This is a genomic window from Leminorella grimontii (assembly GCF_039789245.1).
Classification (GTDB): Bacteria; Pseudomonadota; Gammaproteobacteria; order Enterobacterales; family Enterobacteriaceae; genus Leminorella; species Leminorella grimontii.
In genome coordinates this window covers 3,584,572-3,606,563 of record NZ_CP146357.1, presented here as the reverse complement: position 1 = coordinate 3,606,563, position 21,992 = coordinate 3,584,572, and the positions used below count along the sequence as shown (strand labels likewise).

Here is a 21,992-nt window from a genome sequence, read left to right as displayed (position 1 = left end):
GCTAAATAATGAGAGGGACTACAGGGAGTTGAACAAACGCAATAGTTTAGTTGCGGCATACTTTTCCCCAGCAAGGTCTTTTATCTTGATGGGGAAAAGTTTTTTAAACGGACTTTGAAAAAGTCATTTTAATGATGTTCGCTTGGGAAAGTTGCTTAAAAAACAGAATTTCTTCTTGCGGGTTATCTAAAAACATAAAGGGAAGAATGATACTCGCATAGGAGTCTTTATATTGTTTTATAATGGCTTTTCCATTCGGCGTGTTTTTTATAAAACCGAAAATCGCTCCGGTAGGCTCGATTGATGCCATATGAATGTCCCGCCATCCAAAACGACCATTCATTACCGGCGAGTTGACTTCAATACCTTCTTCATAAAACTTATAGGTAAAAGGAAGAGACATATCAGTAGACAGGTAATCTTTTTCTACCTGTTTTTTAAATGCGCTGGATGGGAAATAGTACATTGGCGCCAGTAGCAAACCTAATGCGCCGCAGCAGCAAACGATTAATCCGATTTGCCCCCAGGTGGTATGGTAGGCGAAATTATAAAGAACGAAGAAGCCGATAACAGATAATATCCCAATAATAAAAGGCTTTTTACCGTGGAACATAGAGTTATTGTATATATTCATCATCATCTCTTTGAACTGTTCTTTATTGACTTGAAAAGAGATGGTGTGAAAAGGCGTACCTGCCGGGTTAAATCCATTGAAAGCTTGCATGTTTCTTCCCTGTCGCGATAAGGTAATATCAGGAGCTTTTGATATTATATCGGTTTAGTTTATGAGTAAATATTTTGGGGAAATGACTATAGTAGAAATACAGGATTATCTATGAGTATGCAGCATAGAGCATTCAGTGATTATTATTTAGCGTGAAAGTTAAAAATGATTAGTTTATTGACTGTGAGTTAATTAATCGTGTTTTTCTAACGAATATAGGGCAATTTTCTCCGAATAAAATAAAGCGCCCCCGACTGCATCAACAATGAGCTGACCGTCGCGATGATGAATGCGTAAAGCGTACCCACTTCAACAATAGTCAACCCAATCAAAAAGAAAAACGCCGCGAAGCCGTAAAGGGACAGCACCATGCCGCGCAGTACCTGCATTGCCATTTCGGGGCCTCTCATTCGATGAGCAAAGACGGCGAGAATGGAGGCGAAGACCGGAAAGCTGGCGAGTATGCCCGCCATTTGGGCGCCGACGAACGATGCGGCGGCGGTTAGCGTCACGACGATGACGGTAGCGATGGTCATGCGGGCAGGCAGGTCCCACCACGGCGAAGCGATCGGATTGCGCAGCGGGTTGTGAAAGGGAATTAGCCGCGCCGATACTGTCAGGGTAATGAGCGCCGCCGCAAAAAATCCCCAGTGTGTTAGCGGCAGCGCCTGAACTAAAAGGGCTGAGCAGGCATAGGCAAAGATACCCGCTATCAAAGCAAGCACCCAGCCGCGTCGCGCCACCGTGGCGTAGCCAAGGCAAAAGCACGCCTGCGCCACCGTGCCAATCAGTGAACCGTTGGAGGCTATGGCGGCAAAGTCGGTTCCATATTGAAGCGCGAGGAAGGCGGCAACCGGGCCCGACGTGAGCGGCAGCCCGACGAGCCATCCTCCAATGGCGTCTCCCCAGCGTCGCCCGGCCAGGCTCGCCAGCAGGATGAGGCAGGGGGGTAAAATCAGCTTGAATGTGATTAGGTCCATGGGTTGCCTACTGATAGCCATGAAGCAGTAAGTTATTCATGTCAGGAGTACATTAAGGTCAATACTCAGCAAGAGTCGATAGTACGTAGAATCGGGTAGTTAAAGATATCCATTTAATGTTGAAGTTAGAGAATGGTCACCTATTAGCGGGAAGCGAAAATTATTATGATGACTCGAAGATTTCCCATCTCCGCAAGATGAGGAGATGGGAAATCGTTGAGAGCCGTTAGAAGTTGCGAGTTATATCCTCGCGAGGAGAGCTAATTTCGCTCAAGCTCTCCGTCGCGTAACAGGTATTTTTCCCCAGATATCCCATCGCTCAGGTAAACCCCAGGCTGACCGCGCTCATAGCCGTACTTTATCGTCGCCTGCTCTACGCCATGAAACAGGTCGTAGAGAGCGACCTCACCGCTGTCGCATCTTTTGACATCGATATACTGATAGCAGGTGGAGCCACAGCCTCCGCCTCCGTCGACAATACAGATATTCGCCTGATGGAAAAGGCGTTCGATATGCCACTGTTGCCCTATACCGAAAAAGAAGGCGCAAAACGCGCCGAGGCTACATGCTAACAGGGCTCTCATCGGGAATTTTTGCTCACGCTTGAATGAGCGAGACAGCAGAAAGAAAAATACGCCTATCTCCATAAAGGCCAGCAGCGTTTTATTCCCCTCCGCTAGCGGCCAGAGGTTAAACAGTGCGATAACAGCGGCGGAGATCAGGAATGCCGCCCACTGCAATCGGACTTCTTTGGTTGAAATGCAAAACGGCAAAAGTGCAATCACGCCGGGAAACAGCAGCAGCGTGTGCCACCACCCCTCATTTCCGGGTAAAAGAAATGCACCCGTAATAACACAGGAAAAGGTCCAAACGAGCAGAAAAATGACGGTAAATAGCGCTAGTCTTGATGGTCTGAACATAAATGTACTCAACGCAAATAGTAAAAGAAACTCTACCTATTCCAGCGCATTAGCGCTCATTCCGTCGTACGTCAGCAGGAACAGCGAACTGCACTCTCTTTCCTTACACCCCCAGTAGATCTTCTTTTTGCCTCGATACCAGACGGCTGTCGCGGCGGCATTGATGACAAAGTTCCATTCTATGCCGTCGCTTTTAAGCGCTCCCCGAATTTCGCACGGCAGCCAGTAGAATGTGTCCATTGGTACTTGCGATGTAGCGTATCGTTCGCTGGATTCGAACAGGGTTTTAACCTGCTTCGCGCTGAGGCTCCATTCCCGACAGGCGCTAATGAAACCTGTGTCATCCTGCTCGGCAGTATAGACCGGTTTTCCAACGCGCACGATTTCGATGTTTTCCATCGGTACGGTTGGTATGGTGACAGACCATCCTTTGCTATTGGATGGATTAGCCGCCTGGGCGCAGCTCACCACCACCGTATATTCACCTAATCCTCGGTCTTTGGGGGCCCAGTCGGACGTTAAGGGAACTGCGCACCCTGAACTGACAATGTCCATATTGGGTTCGAGGCCTCGCCTTTTGACGCGCGTCCGTTCAGCCTCTTCGCGCAGGAATTTTTTGGCTTCGCTGTTAACGTCGTACCATGCTTGAAGAGTGTCAAAGGCGCGAGGGTCTTCCTGCGCGTAGCTATGGCCTGCCTGCGAAAATAAGAACAGGAGTGAGAAAATGGAATAGCGTAACCGCATTTACCGATTTCTCCATTCAGGCGAGGAGGTTGCCACGGCGCCGTGGCGTTCATTGTTGAGCGGTTTTTTCATTTGCGCTTATTTCCCTATAGCGGCTTGATGTATGGGCTTAGTTATATAGCGTCGAAGCATGCTGTCGCTTCTTTTGCTCTGTTTTCATTACCATGTATCAAGCAGGGTTTCCATCTCTCTTAGCACCTCAGGGCTTTTCACTTTTTCCCTGTTCGCCCTCAGCGCATCCAGCGGAAAGGGGCAGTACTGAACGAGCAGCATAACGAGGTCTTCCATCACGTCTTCGTTGTTTGCATCGTTCCAAAGCTCTTTTTCAAGCAGCCGGAAAATGTCGTTTTGTTGGGGAAGGTTGTAGCCAAACCACGGATCGAGGTAGCGATCGAGCGCCAGAAGAAGGCTTTCTTTGACGGACATATCCTTCCCAGCCAGCAGCTGCGCCAGCTCGTCCAGCGCTCCTTCTTCAATCAGGCGCATCTCTTTCTCGCCGTACCTGACGCAGCGCGTTTCAGAAACCTTCGTCATGGGGAAACCCAAACCATGGCGTTTCCATGGTAGGAAAATAGGGAAGATTAGATCTGGAGGCCTTGTTTTGGATAATTTCGTCAACGCAGCGTTGGTATTCCTCCGCCGTTAAAAACATGCCGCAGAGGTCATTGCTGGAATAAAAGGCGTAAAACTTCCTGTCGGACGAAGCGAGCTGACGGTTAACAATATCGAACATCGCGTAGGTAGCTCTGGGCCAAGGACCACATCCATCCGCTTGTTTATCATAAATGTCGTACTGCTTTCCGTTCGCGACGACGCTGTAGCTGCCGCTATAGTTATCCAGAATTTCTTCGATGCTGGCAGGACGTTCAACGTATCGGCGCAGAAGGGGAAGCACGTCTTTTTCATAGGCTTCTTTAATCCCGGCTTCGGCAAGATCTTCCGCATCAAGGTAGATCATGGCGTCATAGTTGAACGAGGCTCGCCCGTTGAACGGAAGAAACGGAAACAGCGAGAAGATTAGCGAAATGAATCCTTTCTTTTTCATGATAAAGCTTCCTGCTTTTGATGATGCGCACGTCACGTAAGTATACGTTTTATTCCACGTTGCTTCGAGCATCATTCAGATGTTTCAGGCACAGCTCGCTAAACTTTGTTTGCCACTCGGCTAAATCAAAGCCGTAGCGTTCCTGAAACGCAGTAGTTTCGCCATACATGGCGTAGGCGTAGTTGTGTAATAGCCTTAAGGCTAAAAGCGGCTTTCCCTGCGAGAGGTAGTCGTCAATGCATTCCTGCATCAGCGGGTAGTTGGCATTTTCTTTTACGCCGCCGTAGTTCAGATCCAGGCTTCCGGCCGCGACCCGTTGAATAACGGGGTCGCCCTTAAACGAAGGCTGGTTGGCGGCCTGGGCGAGCAGGTGGATGACCTTTGCGTCCGGCACGCCGAAGGCCCAGTTGCCGAGATAGGCGCTAAGCGCAGCGTTGGCGGCTGCCTCCGGCTCTTTACGTCGGCGATGCTGCCCAGCCAGCGTGAGCCAATACTCACTGACTTCCGACAGCCGTTCGCTCGCGCTAACCAGCAGAGGCAGGGTGTCGTCTAATCTTCCTGAGGACAGGCGTTCGCGCGCAAGGCTAAAAAGCGCAGCGGCGAAGCCATCGTCTTTAACGCCAAGGCCGTTCTCGTAAGGCTCATAGTCGTTGACCTCCAGCCATTCAATAAACTTTTCCGCGCTGGAAAAGGCGGGTACGATGCGCCATTCGTCGTGGTAGAGCTCGCACACGATGGGATCTTTGTTTTCTTGCCCCAGCGGCCAATACAGCCCAAAGCAGTCGCCGTTGCCAAGTTCCGCATCGGCAAGGGGGAGGAATCCGCAGGGTGGAAAGGGACCTGCGCAGAGTGAGTCGACGTCTATCGACAGGAGGTGGCTAACGCTTGGGAGCTTCATGAATGGTTCTCCTGTTGAGTATGGAAAATAGAATAAACCTAAATAAATATAATATTCAATATATTGTGATTAACGGATGGATATGGTCGTCTTGGAATCCTCTGTCAGGAATGGTATAACTTCACCGCCAGGGGAAGCTACCGTTTGCGCGCCGCGCTGCCCCTAAATAAACGCAAAAAGGCGCGAGTTGAATGCGGCAACCGTCGTATTTACCACCGTACATGGGCAAGGATAACTTAATGACTTCTACCTCTCTGGTTTCATACACGGATCGCGCCGTTCAAAAATTGAAAAGACTGGGCATTATTGTGGCAAGCGAGCCCGATGCGCCGGTCATGACGCTGCTGGACGCCATCTCCAATCTGGACAACACCCGCGTGGTGGCTATTGCCCGCACGCTGCAGCAGCAGAGCGCGTTTAACGCCATCGTGCGTGAAAATATCACCGGCATGGACGTCGCCAACCGCCAGGGGAAAATCGTGTCTGCCTTTGACTCCATCCGCACCGACTCGCAGGAGATGGTGAAGTGGCTGGACGACGGCAAGCTGGACCTGATTGAACGCGTTAAAAACGGCTGGATGGTGCTGGTGCGCGGCTCCATCCCCGATCGCTTCAACAAGATCAAAGAAACCTATCTGGACGTGGCGAAAGCGGCGTCGGAACAGATTAACCGCGAGCAAACCATCCTCGACGCCTATCAGGACTATCGCTTCGGCCTCAAGCAGGCGGAGATTGACGCTCAGGAGCTGCTCAAGTTGGCGGAGCAAAGCCTGGAGGCCTGCAAACAGCGCCTGAAGGATGCGCACGAAGCCCGTGAGCAGGCTACCACCACCGATTCCGCCGAGCTTGGCCGTCTGGAGCTGGTGCGCGACGAAGCGCTGCGCCAGATGCAGGAAGAGGACGAGCGCTATCAAATCGTCAAAGATCTGGCCGACAACCTGCTGGTGGCCTATAACTCGGCAGAAGCCGTGTTCGCCCGCCTGCAGCAGACCTCCTCGGTAAAAGAGCGGGTTTACCGCCAGAGCATGGTGTTTTTCTCCACCAACGAAATCGTCTTCACCGCGCTGTCGGCGTCCATGACGTCGCTGAGCGGCCTGACGGAAAGCACCAAAACGCTGGAAGCGATGAAGGACGGCATCAACAAGGGCCTACAGACTATCGCCGAGGCGGGCAACAAGCATCTGGACGCGGGCCTGCGCGCCGGCTATGGCTCGACCATCAAGGCCGACTCCATCCGTTCGCTGGTTAACGCCATCGTTAACTTCCAGGAGTCCAGCTATCAGCTGATTGACGAGCTGCGCGCCGAGTCGGAAAACAACGCCAAAGAGCTGCAGTCTATCGTCGAAGACGGCAAGCGCCGCTTCTCTGACATGGTGCTGAAGGCCGCCGTTGAATGAGTGAGATAAAGCTCAGCGACCAGCTGGGCGCCATGGCGATTATCGATGAGCTTTACCAGCAGCAAACGGCGCTGGACGAGCTGCTCAACCCTATCGCGCTGCGCCAAAAGCTGGCGCAGCGTATTCGGGAATACTATCGCGCCAAGGGTATCGACGTTCAGGACGCGCTGATTGAACAGGGCGTCGACGAATGGTTTTCCGACCGGCTTCGTTTCCACATGCCGAAGCCGGCATGGCACCAGCGGCTTTTAGCTAAGCTCTATCTGAAGCGTAAGCGAGTGCTTACGGTCTTTTTCTGCCTGGCGGTGACGGTGGGCGGGCTGCTGTCGGCTAACCTTATCGCCGTTAAGATGACGAAGAACCTTATTGCCAAACAGCAGCAGATAGAGCAGTCCCTGCTGAAGAAGGCCAGCGACTATCGCAATCAGCTATTGACGCTAAACGGCAGCGGGTTGCGCTATGCCGCCGATCGCGGTGAGTCGCTGAAGGCGTCCGGCATTGCGCTGGCGGAAAAGGCGGCGGATAAGGGGAAAGCCTTCGCGCGAACGGCCGATTTAAGCAGCTATTTCTATCCTGACATCAGTAAACAGAAACAGGCGCTCGGCGACATCTTCCGCTCGACGCAGTCGGACGTTCAGGGCATAGAGCAGAATCTGGCCCAGTACCAGGCTCTGGCCGACGTCGACAGGCGCCTGCAGCAGATTGCGGACGGCAGCGGTTTTGAAACTCTGTCACGCAGCTATGCGCCTTTGCGTCAGGCGTTCGAGCAGGCGGTGGCGTCCATTTCGCAGGGCGCGGAAAAGGGGATTGAAAGCTTAAAAACGCTGGAGTCCGCTTATCGTCTGGCGCAGGAAGCGCAAAGCATCTCGAAGCAGGCCGAGGAAAGCATAAGCCTGCTGACCCGGCTGGTGCCGTCCGCACAGGAGCGGAGCGTTGCACAAAGCGTTAATGACGATCTCCAGCGCGCGCTGGTGCAGTTTGATTTGGCCTCGGCCAAGCGCTCCCTTGAACACCTCAACTATTTTGCCGAACTGGCGCCCCTAAACCTGACGTTGACGATTGTCGACAGAGTGGGGGAAAAGTCCGGCGTGGAAAGAACTTACGATGACAGCGGCGGTAAAACCTGGTACGTCATCGTCGAGGCGCTGACGCCGAGCGGCCAGCCCTTCCCGCTGTGGCTGACCGATGCGGAAACCGGCCAGACTCGGCGAGTTTCCACGTTTGGCCTGCAGGTTTCTCAAAACGACTATAACCGCGTAAAAAACGACAAGCTGGACGACGGCCGCATTCAGAAAAAACAGGTGGGGCAGAAGTCCGCCGGTCGCCTCAACTTCAGCTATTCCCGTTCGACCAGCGGCAGCATCATCATGGAGTGGTAAGTCGTGAAAGCATCCGATATTTCCCGAATTTTATCTGACAGCGAGAGAGCGCTCGAAAGCCAGCTTTCTGCGTTTAACGAACGCATGACTTCCTTTCGCCAGCGGCTGATAGCGCTGAAGAAGACGCAGCTGGAGATCTACCAGCAAATGGCAAAAGTGCTGCTGCTGGAAAGCCCCGATCTTAAAAACGTCGCGCAGATCGATACGTTGCAGCAGCAGTTGAAAAACATGATGGCGGAAATCAACCAGAAGCTGTCGGTGCAAAAGCAGATGCTGGAACAGGAGACCCAGCGGCGGGATGTTTTATCCAAAGAGATTGATGAGTACGAAGCCAAAAAGTCCGCGCTTTTAGAGCAGGATGCGGCGTTTGTCGAGCTCGACGCCCGCTTTGCCGAGCTGACCGAGCAGCGCCGCACCGTTGAGCAACTGGAGCAGGATATTCACCGGGAAGTAGAAGAGAAGAGCGCTGGATATCGGGCCAATCAGGCGTTCGAATACCTGATGGCGCGGCGGTTTGGCGAGAGCGACTATCGGGGAAAGTGGATTTTCCGCCATCTGGACAGCTGGCTGGCGCGCCAGATAGATTTTCCGAAGAACCTGCGCAACTACCGAACGCTGCAGGCGATGGCGCAGGAGGTCACTTCCCGCAGGGAGGAGATCGGACCTAAAGTTGACGCCCTGTCGGCCCAGCACAAAGCCATCGTCGACGGCGCGGCCGACCGAGTTGGCCTGACGCCGCTGTTGGCGGAACAGGCTAAGCTTGCCGCGACCATCGAGGCGCGGCAAGGAGATATTGCACGGCTGCACGGCCTTCTGCGCGACAGCATCGTCGGTGAAAGCCCGCTGTTTGCGTCTATTGCTGAGAAAACGGCGGAAGTCATGCGCACGCTGCCGCTAAAGCAGCTCAACGAGATGGTGCTGAAAACCGAATCCCCGCAGGACGACCGCCTGTTTGAGCAATTGCGAGAGAACAAGACGCAGGTAGCTTCTCTTGAAGGCGAGCTTCAGTCAGAACAGCCCCAGTGGGAGGAGATGAACGCGCAGTATGAGCGTATGCACAGTCTTGCCAGGCGCTATGCCACAAGCGATTTAAACAGCGTCCGTTACCACTATGACGTCAAGTGTTCACAGGTACAGAACCTTATCGACGCTATTGTTCTAAACCAGTTTGGGTCGCGTCACCTGCTTGAGATTTTGAAAAGCGTCAGATATACGCCTGCTCCCAGCAGTTCGGGAAGTTCGTCGTCATCGTCGAGTTCAAGTCGCTCGTCGTATTCTTCATCTTCATCATCATCATCACGAAGCTATTCTTCTTCAAGCAGTTCGTCGTCAAGTGGATCTTCTTCGTTCGGCGGAGGCGGAAGCAGAACGTCGTCGTCTTCCGGCGGCGGTGGTTTTTCGACCACTGACAGTTTTTGAGGCGGAGTATTGTCCTGTAAAGGTACATTTTCCCGGTTTGACCGGCGTTTTGTCGACGCTTGGAGAGACCGGCGTCGCGTCTATTTTCATCATGCTATCAACAGACTTATCCACAGCTTGGTCGTTTTGATGGGAAAACGCGCTTTCCAATAGTTAGATTGATGACACTATTTTATTATTTGAAAAATAAACTATTTTTAATAGCAGAAAAGAAAGCCTATAATTTTTATGGTTTTTTGAGGTGGGGATAACGGCCGCCTTCTATTTTTTTATGCACAGCGCGAAGGTGAGCGAAAAATATCCTGCCGTTTAGCGCCTTCAGTACATAATCTACTGTCAGGCATCGCGAGGTAAGCCTTTTTCGATAGAACGAATAAGGCGCATCCGTTTGGACGTTTTAATTTCAACGGGTTGCCCGTCCGTGCGTTTTGCCTGTTGTTCGAGAGCCCAGCCTATATGCTCATCCAACAGAGGAAAAAGCCCTTTACGTCCGCGCAAGGCTGCCACGATCTCCTCGCGGTAAGGGGCGTTGCCCAAGGCCACCGTTATGTTTCTCAGCCAGCGAAAATAGCCAATGCGCCGAATGGGGGAGCCTTCCGTTTGGGCTAAAAACTCGGCTTCGTCCCAGGCGTAAAGCTTGAGCAGCGGCGTTCGGTATAGCGCGGCTTTAGGATAAAAGTCCGCTTCGTCGGTCAAAGGGGCAAAGCGGTTCCACGGGCACGCCAGCTGGCAGTCGTCGCAGCCGTAAATGCGGTTGCCCATCAGCGGCCGCAGTTCCAGTGGAATCGCGCCCTCATGTTCAATGGTCAGGTAGGAGATGCAGCGGCGGGCGTCGACGACGTAGGGCTCAACGATGGCGCCGGTCGGGCAGAGCGTCATACACGCGACGCAGCGGCCACACCCTTCTTCAACCGGAATGTCAACGGGCAGAGGAATATCAACCAGCAGCTCGCCCAAGAAGAACCAAGAGCCCTGGCTGCGGTTAATGATGAGTGAGTGCTTACCTGTCCAACCCAGGCCAGCCTTGGCCGCCAGCGGACGCTCAAGGATCGGCGCGGAGTCGACAAAGGGACGAAAGCTAAGCTCGCCGCAGTGCTGCTGAATTTTTTCACCCAGCTTTTTTAAGCGCTGGCGTAATACTTTATGATAGTCGCGGCCCAGCGCATATCTGCTGATATAGCCTTCCTCGGGATTATCGAGCGAACTGGCGAAGGCGGCGTCAGAGGGTAAATAGTTCATTCGCACGCTGATAACGCGAAGCGTGCCGGGCTGCAGTTCGTGCGGGCGCGCACGCAGCATGCCGTAACGCGCCATCCACGACATATCGCCGTGGTACTGGTTGTCGAGCCACGCCTGTAGCTTCGGCTCTTCGGCGCGGAGATCGGTATCGGAGATCCCGACCTGCTGAAAGCCTAGTTCTTGCCCCCATTGCTTGATATGTTGGGCTAATTGATTGAAATCGAGAGGGAGTGACATGACAGACCATCAGCAAAAACGACACGGAATAAGTCTACCACATTCTGTTTTCAGCGCCGAATGGGTGCGGGAAAATGAGAAAGTGGGCGCACGCTATCACGGCCTTTCGCTTTATCAACTGATGGAAAATGCGGGAGAAGCCGCGTTTGGGCTATGCCGCAGGCTTTACCCCGACGCCCGCCGCTGGCTGGTTCTCTGCGGCCACGGCAATAACGGCGGCGATGCCTACGTCGTTGCGCGCTTTGCTCGGCAATACGGCATGGAGGTGACGGTTATCGGCGGAGGCCCCGAACAGCGTTTGCCGGATGAGGCGAAGCGCGCCAGAGAGCACTGGGTAAACAATTACGGACAAGTTCTTTCCTATGACGGGGCGTGGCCCTCGCAGTGCGACCTGATCGTCGACGGGTTGCTGGGTACCGGCGTTCAGGGCGAGCCGAAGGAGCCCTATGCTTCCCTAATTCGTGCGGCAAACGCGAGCGCTGCGCCTATCATTTCATTAGACATTCCCTCAGGGCTGAATGCCGATACCGGGGATGCGGCAGGGGATACGATTTGTGCGCGGCACACCCTGACGTTCGTGGCGCTTAAATCCGGGCTTTTGACCGGGCGGGCGCGAGACTTCGTCGGCGAACTGCACTATGCTTCGCTGGGGATATCGGGCTGGCTTTCACAGCAAAAGCCGCAAATTGAGCGCCTTACGGCAGAAAGCATCGCCCGCTGGCTAACGCCGCGCCGCCCCTGTTCCCATAAGGGCGAGCACGGTCGGCTGCTGGTGGTTGGCGGCGACGCAGGCATGGGCGGCGCGGTGCGAATGGCGGGCGAAGCGGCGCTTCGTACCGGCGCGGGGCTGGTTAAAGTGTTAACTCGAAGGCAGCACGTCGCGCCGATTCTGTCGGCCCGGCCGGAGCTGATGGCGCAGGCGCTTGATGAAAAAAGCCTGATTGAAGGCCTGACCTGGGCGAACGTGGTTGCTGTTGGGCCGGGATTAGGGCAGTCGCCGTGGGCGCAGGAAGCGTTGGAGCGGATCTCCGCTGATGATAAGATAGCGGTTTGGGACGCAGATGCTTTAAACCTGCTGGCCATCAATCCGAATGTCCAGGCGCGGCGGGTCATCACGCCCCATCCGGGAGAAGCGGCCAGACTCTTGCAGTGTAACGTTGAAAGCGTGGAGAGCGATCGCATCAAAGCCGCTTGCCGACTGGTGGAGCGCTTTGGCGGTGTGGCGGTATTGAAAGGGGCTGGCACCGTTATTGCCGACGGCGAGGGCAGAGTCGCGATTGCCGACGTCGGCAACGCCGGTATGGCTTCCGGCGGCATGGGCGACCTTTTAACCGGCATTATCGCCAGCCTGCTAGGGCAGGGGCTTACGCCGTTTGACGCGGCCTGCGCGGGCGCGGTTATCCACGGCGCGGCAGGAGATGGGATTGCCAGAAAACAGGGGCAGCGGGGAACCATCGCCACCGATCTGCTGTCAGAAATTCCTAAGCTGGTCAACCCATTATAAAAATTAACCATCGAACGTAATAGAAAGAAGCGTAACCGAAGAGACGTAATGAAAGAACTGGTACTCGAACTGGCCGATGAGGCCGCAACCGTCGCGCTTGGTGCGGCGCTTGCAAACGCGTGCGGACGCGCGGGCGTATTTTATCTGTCCGGCGATTTGGGGGCGGGGAAAACGACCTTCAGCCGCGGCTTTCTGCGCGCGCTGGGCCATCAGGGCAACGTGAAAAGCCCAACCTATACCATCGTTGAGCCCTATCGGCTCGGCGACGTTAACGTTTACCATTTTGACCTGTATCGCCTGGCTTCGCCGGAAGAGCTGGAGTTTATGGGCATACGCGATTACTTCCAGGACGACAGCCTGTGCCTGGTTGAGTGGCCTGAAAAAGGCGAAGGCGTCTTTTCCGGCGCGGACGTTGCGCTTGCCTTCAGCTATGAGGGGGAAGGGCGTCGCGTCACGCTGTCGGCGGGAAGCGAACGGGGCGAAGCGATGCTTACTCGCCTGGCGCAGGCATGGCATGAATAGCGTCATGAGCGACATTGCGTACGGCAATCACAGGGAACGTCGGAAAATGAGAAGAATCTGGATAACCTTAAGCGCGCTGTTCTGGCTGCTGTTGGCCGGGCCTGCGTTGGCCGCATCGCTGATTGACGTGCAGGTAAACAACAGCGCGAAAGAGGCGAAGGTCACGCTGGCCTTTGACAGCCAGCCCGTTTATGCGTTTTCAAGCCAAAAAAGTCCTCCTCGCGTCGTGATTGATGTCAGACAGAGCGGGCGTGCGGTGCAGGGGCTGCCGCTGAAGTTCAGCGGGCAGAATCTCGTTAACCGCATTGCGTCAGGCACGCCGAGGGATGCCGACAGCATCCAACTGGTGTTCGAGCTCAAGCAGAGCGCGACGGTAAAGGCCAACACCCGCAAGCAGGGAAATCAACATCAGGTGGTGTTTACCCTTCAGGCCGACGGACAAACTGGCGCAAAGAATGCGGCAAATGCCAAAAATACCGGTCAGAGCGCGTCAGGCTCGGTGAAAAAATCCGGGGCGACCGGCGGCAAGAACCCGTTTGAGGCGTCGGCGCCGTCCGTTCATGCAGCGGCGACTGAGACCGCCGCGCCGCGCGTTACGTCAGCCAAGCGAACCGGCGGTTCTCAAGTGGTGATTGCCATTGATGCTGGACACGGTGGTAAAGATTCCGGCGCGGTAGGCCTTAATGGACTGCAGGAGAAAACGGTCACGCTCTCGGTGGCTCGCAGGCTCAAGGCGTTGTTTGATAAAGATCCCGACTTTAAGGCCGTACTGACGCGCGACGGCGACTACTTCATCTCCGTCATGGGGCGTTCCGACGTGGCGAGAAATAAAAACGCCAACCTGCTGGTCTCCATTCACGCAGACGCCGCGCCGAACCGCAGCGCCACCGGCGCATCGGTGTGGGTGCTGTCCAACCGCCGCGCCAGCACGGAAATGGGGCGCTGGCTGGAGCAGCATGAGAAGCAGTCCGAACTGCTGGGCGGCGCGGGCGACGTGCTGGCGAACAGCGAGTCCAACCCCTATCTGAGCGAAGCGGTGCTGGATCTGCAGTTCGGCCATTCGCAGCGCGTGGGTTATGACGTGGCGGTTAAAGTGCTTTCCGAGATGAGGCGCATCGGCGCGTTGCACAAGCGTACGCCGGAGCACGCAAGCCTGGGCGTTTTGCGCTCGCCGGACATCCCCTCGCTGCTGATTGAAACGGGCTTTATCTCGAATACCGGCGAAGAGCGCCTGCTGGGCAGCGCCGAGTTTCAAAACAAGCTGGCGGACGCTATCTACAAGGGCGTTCGTAGCTATTTTGTCTCTCACCCGTTAGATTCCGCGGCGCCCGCGGGGAAAACCGATAAGGCGTCCGGCGCGAGTACGGGAAGCCCTTCGGCAAAAGCCGCAGTTGGAAAAGCGGCGGGCGAACATAAGGTTCACGTCGTCAAGCGTGGTGAGACGCTGTCTCAGCTGGCGGAGCGTTACGGCGTGCCGATGAAAACGCTGATCGAGTTAAACGCATTGAAAAAAGAAGGCATTTGGGTTGGGCAGCGCTTGAAAGTACCGGCCGCCGCCCCCATAACCGATCGTACGTAACTAAACAGGAGTTTGTATGCCGATTCAGGTGCTGCCGCCGCAGTTAGCCAACCAAATCGCTGCCGGAGAGGTGGTGGAGCGGCCTGCGTCGGTCGTAAAAGAGCTGGTGGAAAACAGTCTGGACGCCGGCGCGACTCGAATCGACATCGATATTGAAAAAGGCGGCGCCAAGCTTATCCGCATTCGTGATAACGGCTGCGGCATAGCCAAAGACGAGCTTGCTCTGGCTTTAGCGCGCCATGCGACCAGTAAAATTGCGACGCTGGACGATCTGGAGGCCATCGTAAGCCTGGGCTTTCGCGGCGAAGCGCTGGCCAGCATTAGCTCGGTCTCTCGCCTGACGCTGACCTCCCGCACGGTGGAGCAGAGCGAGGCGTGGCAGGCCTACGCCGAAGGGCGCGAGATGGCCGTCAGCCTCAAGCCCGCGGCGCACCCCGTCGGCACCACGCTGGAGGTGCTTGACCTGTTTTACAATACCCCGGCGCGCCGCAAGTTCCTGCGCACTGAAAAGACGGAGTTCGGCCACATTGATGAGGTTCTCCGCCGCATAGCGCTGGCGCGTTTTGACGTTACGGTCAACCTGAATCACAACGGCAAGCCGGTGCGCCAGTACCGAGGGATCAAAGAGAACGAACCCAGAGAGCGGCGCTTGGGCAGCATCTGCGGCAGCGTTTTCTTACAGCACGCGCTGACGGTATCCTGGCAGCACGGCGATTTAAGCATCGACGGCTGGGTGGTCGATCCTTCGGGCGCCAGTCAAATCACCGACATGCAGTACTGCTACGTTAACGGGCGTATGATGCGCGATCGCCTGCTTAATCACGCCATTCGCCAAGCCTATCAGACCCTTCTGGCCGACGACGGGCAGCCCGCCTACGTGCTTTTCCTTACGGTCGACCCTCATCAGGTGGACGTCAACGTTCACCCGGCCAAGCATGAGGTTCGGTTCCACCAGTCGCGGCTGGTGCACGACTTTGTTTATCAGGCGGTGGTGACCGTGCTGCAGCAGGCCGGTGCGCCTTCGCTGCCTTTGACCGCCGTCGGCGTTACGCAGAACCGAGCGGAAGAACCGAGCGCACCAGCGGGAGAGTGGAAGCCGGAAAACCGCCCTTCAGCGGGAGAAAATCGCTATAACCGCCCGGCCGAACCGGCTACGGGTAAAAGCGCTGGCATCGGTGGCCGTTCAGCGGGGGCATATCCGAATCCTGAGCATCGTTCTCCCACCGTCATCGCGCGGGAAAACGAAGCGTACCGTCGACTGCTGTCGACCGAAGAGCGCAGCGCCGATGCGCGGCCTGCGTTTGAAACGGTCGCGCAGGAGCCGCCTGCCGTGAAGGCGCCGCTGTTTCCCGAACGCCCCAAGTCGCCGTCTCCCGTTCCTCCTTCGCTGTTGGATAAAAGCTCGCCTCAAAGCCTGGGACGGGTGCTGGCCATTTGGCAGGACGTTTACGCCATCGTCGAACGCGGGGCCGGGCTGGCCCTGCTGTCTCTGCCCGCGGCGGAGCGCTGCCTGCGCCGGGCGCAGCTGATGCCTTCAGCAGACGGTTTGAAGCCACAGCCTTTGCTTATTCCCCTGTCGTTGACGCTGGGGGAGAAAGATAAGGCTTGCTTAACGCGCTATGCCGCACTGTTGCAGCATTTCGGCATTCAGCTCTCCGTTGAGCGCCAAAAGGTGCAGGTTCAGGGCGTGCCGCTGCCGTTAAGGCAGCAGAACCTTCAGCAGCTGTTGCCTGCGCTGCTGTCTTATTTAGGCAGCGATGATTCCGTAGACGAAGCGCGTCTGGCCGACTGGCTGGCGGGGCGCTTGAGCAGCGAAACTACCCAGTGGACGCAGTCGCAGGCCATCCAACTGCTGGCGGACGTCGAGCGGCTCTGTCCGCAGAGCGTAGGGAAACCGGCGGCCGACGTTTTACAGCCTATTGACCTGAAGGGGCCTCTGGCCGCGCTGCAACATGAATAATAAACCTCTTGCCATTTTTCTTATGGGACCGACGGCGTCCGGCAAAACGGCGCTGGCGGCACGGCTGTATAAGCATCTGCCCGTAGAGGTGATTAGCGTTGATTCCGCGCTGATTTACCGCAAAATGGATATCGGCACGGCAAAGCCGACGCAGCAGGAGCTTTGTGAGACGCCACACCGGCTGATTGACATTCTCGACCCGTCCGAGAGCTATTCGGCGGCGGACTTTCGCCGCGATGCCTTAAGGGAAATGGCGGAGATTGTTGACGCCGGGCGCATTCCTCTGCTGGTCGGCGGGACGATGCTTTATTACAAGGCGCTGCTGGAAGGGCTTTCCCCTTTGCCGTCTGCGGATCCAATCGTACGGGCGCGCATTGAGTCAGAGGCGGTAGAGTTAGGCTGGGCGGCGCTTCACCAGCGTTTAAAAGAGATAGATCCGACGGCGGCAGCAAGAATTCATCAAAATGATCCACAAAGATTGAGCCGAGCGTTGGAAGTTTTTTACATTTCGGGTAAAACTTTAACAGAATTGACACAAATAGCTGGTGAAACGCTGCCGTATCGTGTACACCAGTTTGCTATAGCGCCCGCTTCACGCGAACTTTTGCATCAGCGCATCGAGGCTCGCTTTCATCAAATGATGTCGGCGGGGTTTGAAGAGGAAGTTCGACGACTGATGGCGCGCGGCGATCTGCATCCGGACCTGCCTTCTATCCGCTGCGTAGGATATCGACAGATGTGGATGTACCTGCTGGGCGAAATCGACAGGGAAGAGGCGATTTATCGCGGTATTTGCGCAACTCGTCAGCTTGCCAAACGGCAAATGACGTGGCTGCGAGGATGGCCGGACGTTGAATGGCTCGACAGCGAGCAGCCCGACGAGGCGTTTGAAAGAGTTACACGCGCCATTAGGCTATAGGCTTATGATTGTGTACAATTAACAGTGTACGTCTGTTTTTTAAGTACTGAATGACCGATTGTTCGTGTGATTGAATTTTATACTCTAAATGGTTCAAACCGCAGGCGGTATGCCTGTAATTTGAAGTATGGCGGGTGTATGAAGTTTATTTTAGAGCCGTTGGCTCTTGGTAACAGACAGCAAATATAAGGAAAAGAAGAATGGCTAAAGGGCAATCTTTACAAGACCCGTTTTTGAACGCACTCCGCCGTGAACGCGTTCCGGTTTCTATTTATCTGGTCAACGGCATCAAGCTGCAAGGGCAAATTGAGTCCTTCGACCAGTTCGTGATTCTGTTAAAGAACACGGTTAGTCAGATGGTGTATAAGCACGCGATTTCTACCGTCGTGCCTTCTCGTCCCGTTTCTCACCACAACAATTCCGCCGGCGGCGGCAACGTGGGAAATTATCAGGGCGGAGCCCAGTCGCAGCAGGATGACGATGCCTCTGAGTAATCGACGAGCTGGCCTTTCTTTGAGGAGTCGCGCGATTGTTTGAACGGTACGATGCGGGAGAGCAGGCCGTTCTGGTGCATATCGACTTCTCTCAGGAAAAAGAGGCGGAAGATCTCAGGGAGTTTGAATCTCTGGTTTCTTCCGCCGGCGTAGAAACGCTGCAGGTCGTGACCGGCAGCCGCAAAGCGCCTCAGGCCAAGTATTTCGTGGGCGAAGGCAAAGCTGAGGAAATCGCGCAGGCCGTTAGCGCGACCGAAGCGTCCGTCGTGCTGTTTAACCATTCGCTCACGCCCGCACAGGAGCGAAACCTTGAGCGCCTCTGTCAGTGCCGGGTTATTGACCGAACGGGGCTGATACTCGATATCTTCGCTCAAAGGGCCAGAACGCACGAGGGTAAGCTGCAGGTTGAGCTTGCGCAGCTGCGGCATCTGGCGACGCGTCTGGTACGAGGCTGGACCCACCTTGAGCGTCAGAAGGGCGGGATCGGTCTGCGAGGACCGGGTGAAACGCAGTTGGAAACGGACCGCCGCCTGCTGCGGGAAAGAATCAAGCAGATCCTTTCCCGGCTTGAAAAGGTTGAAAAGCAGCGCGAGCAGGGGCGCCGAGCCCGCGTGCGGGCGGAGATCCCGACCGTGTCGCTGGTAGGCTATACCAACGCCGGTAAATCAACGCTTTTCAACCAAATAACAACGGCTGGCGTCTATGCTGACGACAGGCTGTTCGCCACGCTCGATCCTACGCTTCGGCGTATCGAGGTGGAAGACGTCGGTGCCACCGTACTGGCTGACACCGTAGGCTTTATTCGCCATTTGCCCCATGACCTGGTGGCGGCGTTTAAGGCGACGCTTCAGGAAACGCGTCAGGCTTCTCTGCTGCTTCACGTAGTGGATGCCGCCGATGCGCGAATAAGCGACAATATTGCCGCAGTGACCGACGTGTTGGCTGAAATCGAGGCCGATGAGATCCCGGTGCTGCTGGTGATGAACAAGATCGATAGGCTGGAGGATTTTGCTCCGCGTATTGATAGGGACGAGAACAACGTTCCCGTTCGGGTTTGGCTTTCCGCCGAGACCGGGGCTGGGATCGATTTATTGTTCCGCGCATTGACGGAACGTCTTTCCGGTGAGATTGCGCAGTACACCCTGAAACTACCCGTTCAGGAAGGTCGCCTGCGCAGCCGTTTTTATCAGCTTCAGTCGATTCTCAAAGAGTGGACTGAAGAGGATGGGAGCATCGGTTTGGTAATTAGGATGCCGATCGCAGATTGGCGTCGCCTCTGTAAACAAGAACAGGCGCTTGAACGGTATATCGTTCGGTAGATCTGTAAAACTATTGTGCCCGATAGAACAATGGTAAACGAGTGGAGCTAAAACATGGCGTGGAATCAGCCCGGTAATAATGGCCAGGACCGCGATCCATGGGGAAGCGGCAATAACAGCAACCCCGGTGGAAACAACAACGGTGGACCGAATAAAGGTCGTGGTCAGCAGTCGCTGAATCTCGATAATATTTTTAGTAAGTTAAGCAGCCTGCTGGGTAAAGCCGGCAGCGGCGGCGGTAGTGCTGGGGGCGGCATGCCTTCCCCTATGGGAGGCCGCCTTATCGGCATTATCGCGGGCGTCTTGGTGGTTATCTGGGCGGCAAGCGGTTTTTACACCATTAAAGAGGGCGAGCTGGGGGTTATCACCCGCTTTGGCCAGGTGCAGCCGACGATGGTTGGGCCGGGCCTGAACTGGAAGCCGACCTTTATTGACGCGGTTCGCCCGGTGAACACCAAGGCGGTGCGCGGCCTGTCGGCTTCCGGCAGCATGCTGACCGCCGATGAAAACGTCGTGCGCGCAGAAATGAACGTGCAGTATCAGGTGGCGGATCCCATCAAGTTCCTGTATCGCGTTACCGATGCCGATAACAGCCTGAGTCAGGCGACCGACAGCGCCCTGCGCTCGGTTATCGGCAAATACACCATGGACCGCATCCTGACCCAGGGCCGTACCATTGTGCGCGACGACACCAAGCAAGAGCTTGAAAAAACCATTCAGATCTATGATATGGGACTGAAAGTGCTGGACGTAAACTTCCAGGCGGCGCGTCCGCCGGAAGAAGTCAAAGCGGCGTTCGATGACGTTATCAACGCTCGGGAAGACGAACAGCGCTACATCCGCGAAGCGGACGCCTACGCGAACGGCGCGCTGCCGATCGCCAACGGTAACGCTCAGCGCATGATTGAAGACGCCAAAGCCTATCAGGCGCGGGTTGTGCTGGAAGCCGAGGGTGAAATAGCCCGCTTCGCCAAGCTGCTGCCGGAATACAAGGCCGCGCCGGAAATTACCCGCGAGCGTCTGTACATTGAAACTATGGAAAAAGTGTTGGGTAAAACCAACAAGGTGCTGGTGGACGACAAGAGCAACAACCTGATGGTGCTGCCGCTGGATCAGATGCTCCGCGGTAAGGCCAGCGCGGCCCCGGCCGCTGCGACGCCTCAGGCGGAGGCAGCGCCGACGAATGCGGCTGCGCCTGCCGCACCGTCAACGTCAACTACCGCAAGGCCTCAAACGCAAAGAAGTTCAGGCCTGTCTTCTGAAAACAAAGTCACGCAAGAGCGTGCCGATGCGTACAGAGAACGTCTTGAATCCCTGGGCTTAGGAAGAGGTTAATCACTGATGCGTAAACTATTTATTCCTTTAGTCGTCATTGTCGTCATCGGTGTATTTACGTCGCTGTTCGTCGTACAGGAAGGCAACCGCGGCATCGTGCTGCGCTTTGGCAAGGTTCTGCGCGATGCGCAGGATAACCCGAAAGTTTATGAGCCGGGCCTGCACTTCAAGATGCCGATGATTGATACGGTAAAAGTGTTGGATGCTCGCATCCAGACGATGAACAACGAAGCTGACCGCTTCGTGACCAAAGAAACCAAAGACGTGATGGTCGACTCGTACGTCAAGTGGCGTATCACCGACTTCAGCCGCTACTATCTGGCGACGGGCGACGGTAACCAGGCTAACGCCGAGCGCATTCTGCGCAGCAAGCTGAACGACCGCCTGCGTTCCGGCATCGGCCAGCGCGATATCAAAGATCTGGTGACCGACTCCCGCGGGCAGCTGATGCAGGACGTGCTGAACGCTCTGAACAAGGGCTATCAGGACAAATCATCCGAAGTGCCTGCGGCTGAGGCTCCTGCCACACCGGCTGTGCCAGAAACGGGCGCTCTGCCTGCGGACAACAAGCTGCCGCTGGTGAACGCCAACAGTATGGCCGAGTTGGGCATTGAAGTTATCGACGTGCGGATTAAGCAAATCAACCTGCCGGCGGAAGTCTCCGATGCGATTTACAAGCGTATGCGCGCCGAGCGTGAAGCGGTAGCCCACCGCCATCGTTCTCAGGGTCAGGAAGAGGCCGAAAAGATCCGTGCACTGGCCGACTATCGCGTCACCAAGATCATCGCAGAGGCAGAGCGTCAGGCTCGTATCCTGCGCGGTGACGGCGACGCTCAGGCCGCCAAGCTGTTTGCCGATAGCTTTAGCCAGAACCCTGACTTCTACGCCTTTATCCGCAGCCTGCGCGCCTATGAGACGAGCTTCAGCAGCGGTAACGACGTGATGGTACTTCGTCCTGACAGCGAGTTCTTCCGCTATATGAAGTCTCCATCAGAGAACGTGAAGCCGTAAGGCTATCGTTTTGACGTGAAGCCCGGCGAAAGCCGGGCTTTTTGTTGGCGGTTGAAAGCTATGGAGGGAACACCATGACATATAAGGGCTATGCCGCAAGAATTGAATACAGCGACGAGGGGCAATGTCTCGTTGGCCATGTTGCAGGCATTAGGGATGTCATTGGCTTTCACGCTGATAATGTTGCCAGCCTGCGCAAAGCGTTTGAAGAGGCCGTAGGCGATTATTTGGCTTATTGCGCCCAGTCCTTCGGGACACGGCCTAATGGTTTTGTGGCTTAACGGATATCCCGACAATATAAAAAGCACCAAACGATCGTATCGTCAGTGCTTTCTTTTTATATACGGAAAATATCAGCTAAGCCGGA

Annotated in this window: 21 protein-coding genes; 13 read left to right on the top strand and 8 right to left on the bottom strand. The window is 55.4% G+C overall.

Annotation, left to right across the window (positions count from 1 at the left end; translation table 11 throughout):
- Positions 1-103: 103 nt before the first annotated feature.
- The 7 genes from V8L73_RS16735 to V8L73_RS16705 form a co-directional block, all read right to left on the bottom strand.
- Positions 104-724 (bottom strand): hypothetical protein, encoded by a 621-nt coding sequence (locus V8L73_RS16735; protein WP_347253516.1) that lies wholly within the window; start codon positions 722-724, stop codon positions 104-106.
- 206 nt (positions 725-930) lie between these two features.
- A complete protein-coding gene (locus V8L73_RS16730; protein WP_347253515.1) occupies positions 931-1,704 on the bottom strand; it encodes a hypothetical protein in 774 nt (257 codons plus the stop codon).
- Positions 1,705-1,964: 260 nt separating this feature from the next.
- The gene (locus tag V8L73_RS16725; RefSeq protein ID WP_027276128.1) at positions 1,965-2,624 is read right to left on the bottom strand and encodes a hypothetical protein; all 660 of its coding nucleotides are present in this window, start codon (positions 2,622-2,624) and stop codon (positions 1,965-1,967) included.
- 36 nt (positions 2,625-2,660) lie between these two features.
- Positions 2,661-3,368, bottom strand: coding sequence for a hypothetical protein (locus V8L73_RS16720; protein WP_347253514.1), 708 nt, complete (start codon positions 3,366-3,368; stop codon positions 2,661-2,663).
- 159 nt (positions 3,369-3,527) lie between these two features.
- Entirely contained in the window at positions 3,528-3,902 is a 375-nt protein-coding gene (locus V8L73_RS16715) for a hypothetical protein (protein ID WP_347253513.1), read from the bottom strand.
- Positions 3,886-4,413: a hypothetical protein gene (locus tag V8L73_RS16710; RefSeq protein ID WP_347253512.1), complete on the bottom strand. Its 528-nt coding sequence runs from the start codon at positions 4,411-4,413 to the stop codon at positions 3,886-3,888. Before V8L73_RS16710 ends, V8L73_RS16715 begins: the two co-directional genes overlap by 17 nt.
- 49 nt (positions 4,414-4,462) lie before the next feature.
- A complete protein-coding gene (locus tag V8L73_RS16705) occupies positions 4,463-5,311 on the bottom strand; it encodes a tetratricopeptide repeat-containing protein (protein ID WP_347253511.1) in 849 nt (282 codons plus the stop codon).
- Between the two features lie 239 nt (positions 5,312-5,550).
- Here V8L73_RS16705 and V8L73_RS16700 point away from each other — a divergent pair, with 239 nt between their 5' ends.
- The 3 genes from V8L73_RS16700 to V8L73_RS16690 are packed head-to-tail and all read left to right on the top strand — an operon-like array spanning position 5,551 to position 9,506.
- Positions 5,551-6,708, top strand: a complete 1,158-nt coding sequence (locus tag V8L73_RS16700) for a hypothetical protein (protein ID WP_036024684.1) — start codon at positions 5,551-5,553, stop codon at positions 6,706-6,708.
- Positions 6,705-8,087 carry a DUF6384 family protein gene (locus V8L73_RS16695; protein ID WP_347253510.1) on the top strand — a complete coding sequence of 461 codons (1,383 nt, stop codon included), beginning with the start codon at positions 6,705-6,707 and terminating at the stop codon, positions 8,085-8,087. The genes V8L73_RS16700 and V8L73_RS16695 overlap by 4 nt, the downstream gene beginning before the upstream one ends.
- Before the next feature lie 3 nt (positions 8,088-8,090).
- Positions 8,091-9,506, top strand: a complete 1,416-nt coding sequence (locus tag V8L73_RS16690) for a hypothetical protein (RefSeq protein WP_347253509.1) — start codon at positions 8,091-8,093, stop codon at positions 9,504-9,506.
- A 336-nt stretch (positions 9,507-9,842) separates the two neighbouring features.
- Here V8L73_RS16690 and queG read toward each other — a convergent pair whose 3' ends face one another.
- Positions 9,843-10,982, bottom strand: coding sequence for a tRNA epoxyqueuosine(34) reductase QueG (gene queG / locus V8L73_RS16685; protein WP_347253508.1), 1,140 nt, complete (start codon positions 10,980-10,982; stop codon positions 9,843-9,845).
- Here queG and nnr point away from each other — a divergent pair.
- From nnr to V8L73_RS16635, 10 genes are all read left to right on the top strand, one after another.
- Positions 10,981-12,486, top strand: coding sequence for a bifunctional ADP-dependent NAD(P)H-hydrate dehydratase/NAD(P)H-hydrate epimerase (nnr, locus tag V8L73_RS16680; protein WP_347253507.1), 1,506 nt, complete (start codon positions 10,981-10,983; stop codon positions 12,484-12,486). The genes queG and nnr overlap by 2 nt on opposite strands.
- 48 nt (positions 12,487-12,534) lie before the next feature.
- A complete protein-coding gene (gene tsaE, locus V8L73_RS16675) occupies positions 12,535-13,008 on the top strand; it encodes a tRNA (adenosine(37)-N6)-threonylcarbamoyltransferase complex ATPase subunit type 1 TsaE (protein ID WP_027276119.1) in 474 nt (157 codons plus the stop codon).
- 46 nt (positions 13,009-13,054) lie between these two features.
- The gene (gene amiB / locus V8L73_RS16670) at positions 13,055-14,587 is read left to right on the top strand and encodes an N-acetylmuramoyl-L-alanine amidase AmiB (protein ID WP_347253506.1); all 1,533 of its coding nucleotides are present in this window, start codon (positions 13,055-13,057) and stop codon (positions 14,585-14,587) included.
- A gap of 16 nt (positions 14,588-14,603) precedes the next feature.
- Complete coding sequence (gene mutL, locus V8L73_RS16665) at positions 14,604-16,547, top strand: DNA mismatch repair endonuclease MutL (protein WP_347253505.1); 1,944 nt, start codon at positions 14,604-14,606, stop codon at positions 16,545-16,547.
- Positions 16,540-17,466 (top strand): tRNA (adenosine(37)-N6)-dimethylallyltransferase MiaA, encoded by a 927-nt coding sequence (gene miaA, locus V8L73_RS16660; protein WP_027276117.1) that lies wholly within the window; start codon positions 16,540-16,542, stop codon positions 17,464-17,466. Before mutL ends, miaA begins: the two co-directional genes overlap by 8 nt.
- 200 nt (positions 17,467-17,666) lie before the next feature.
- On the top strand, positions 17,667-17,960 hold the full coding sequence (gene hfq, locus V8L73_RS16655) for an RNA chaperone Hfq (protein ID WP_027276116.1): 294 nt from the start codon (positions 17,667-17,669) through the stop codon (positions 17,958-17,960).
- Positions 17,961-17,995: 35 nt separating this feature from the next.
- Positions 17,996-19,279: a ribosome rescue GTPase HflX gene (gene hflX / locus V8L73_RS16650; protein WP_027276115.1), complete on the top strand. Its 1,284-nt coding sequence runs from the start codon at positions 17,996-17,998 to the stop codon at positions 19,277-19,279.
- A gap of 54 nt (positions 19,280-19,333) precedes the next feature.
- On the top strand, positions 19,334-20,614 hold the full coding sequence (gene hflK, locus V8L73_RS16645) for an FtsH protease activity modulator HflK (RefSeq protein WP_422655596.1): 1,281 nt from the start codon (positions 19,334-19,336) through the stop codon (positions 20,612-20,614).
- 6 nt (positions 20,615-20,620) lie between these two features.
- Entirely contained in the window at positions 20,621-21,625 is a 1,005-nt protein-coding gene (gene hflC, locus V8L73_RS16640) for a protease modulator HflC (RefSeq protein WP_347253504.1), read from the top strand.
- 74 nt (positions 21,626-21,699) lie between these two features.
- Positions 21,700-21,906 carry a type II toxin-antitoxin system HicB family antitoxin gene (locus V8L73_RS16635; RefSeq protein ID WP_261831927.1) on the top strand — a complete coding sequence of 69 codons (207 nt, stop codon included), beginning with the start codon at positions 21,700-21,702 and terminating at the stop codon, positions 21,904-21,906.
- Positions 21,907-21,992 lie beyond the last annotated feature (86 nt).

Excerpts from the sequence above, each read along its gene's own strand:
- mutL (WP_347253505.1), top strand. The coding sequence starts at position 14,604 with ATGCCGATTCAGGTGCTGCCGCCGCAGTTAGCCAACCAAATCGCTGCC.
- amiB (WP_347253506.1), top strand. The coding sequence starts at position 13,055 with ATGAGAAGAATCTGGATAACCTTAAGCGCGCTGTTCTGGCTGCTGTTG.
- V8L73_RS16730 (WP_347253515.1), bottom strand. The coding sequence starts at position 1,704 with ATGGACCTAATCACATTCAAGCTGATTTTACCCCCCTGCCTCATCCTG.
- V8L73_RS16635 (WP_261831927.1), top strand. The coding sequence starts at position 21,700 with ATGACATATAAGGGCTATGCCGCAAGAATTGAATACAGCGACGAGGGG.
- V8L73_RS16720 (WP_347253514.1), bottom strand. The coding sequence starts at position 3,368 with ATGCGGTTACGCTATTCCATTTTCTCACTCCTGTTCTTATTTTCGCAG.
- V8L73_RS16710 (WP_347253512.1), bottom strand. The coding sequence starts at position 4,413 with ATGAAAAAGAAAGGATTCATTTCGCTAATCTTCTCGCTGTTTCCGTTT.
- V8L73_RS16705 (WP_347253511.1), bottom strand. The coding sequence starts at position 5,311 with ATGAAGCTCCCAAGCGTTAGCCACCTCCTGTCGATAGACGTCGACTCA.
- miaA (WP_027276117.1), top strand. The coding sequence starts at position 16,540 with ATGAATAATAAACCTCTTGCCATTTTTCTTATGGGACCGACGGCGTCC.
- queG (WP_347253508.1), bottom strand. The coding sequence starts at position 10,982 with ATGTCACTCCCTCTCGATTTCAATCAATTAGCCCAACATATCAAGCAA.
- V8L73_RS16735 (WP_347253516.1), bottom strand. The coding sequence starts at position 724 with ATGCAAGCTTTCAATGGATTTAACCCGGCAGGTACGCCTTTTCACACC.
- nnr (WP_347253507.1), top strand. The coding sequence starts at position 10,981 with ATGACAGACCATCAGCAAAAACGACACGGAATAAGTCTACCACATTCT.
- V8L73_RS16715 (WP_347253513.1), bottom strand. The coding sequence starts at position 3,902 with ATGACGAAGGTTTCTGAAACGCGCTGCGTCAGGTACGGCGAGAAAGAG.
- hfq (WP_027276116.1), top strand. The coding sequence starts at position 17,667 with ATGGCTAAAGGGCAATCTTTACAAGACCCGTTTTTGAACGCACTCCGC.
- tsaE (WP_027276119.1), top strand. The coding sequence starts at position 12,535 with ATGAAAGAACTGGTACTCGAACTGGCCGATGAGGCCGCAACCGTCGCG.
- hflC (WP_347253504.1), top strand. The coding sequence starts at position 20,621 with ATGCGTAAACTATTTATTCCTTTAGTCGTCATTGTCGTCATCGGTGTA.
- V8L73_RS16695 (WP_347253510.1), top strand. The coding sequence starts at position 6,705 with ATGAGTGAGATAAAGCTCAGCGACCAGCTGGGCGCCATGGCGATTATC.
- V8L73_RS16725 (WP_027276128.1), bottom strand. The coding sequence starts at position 2,624 with ATGTTCAGACCATCAAGACTAGCGCTATTTACCGTCATTTTTCTGCTC.
- V8L73_RS16700 (WP_036024684.1), top strand. The coding sequence starts at position 5,551 with ATGACTTCTACCTCTCTGGTTTCATACACGGATCGCGCCGTTCAAAAA.
- hflK (WP_422655596.1), top strand. The coding sequence starts at position 19,334 with ATGGCGTGGAATCAGCCCGGTAATAATGGCCAGGACCGCGATCCATGG.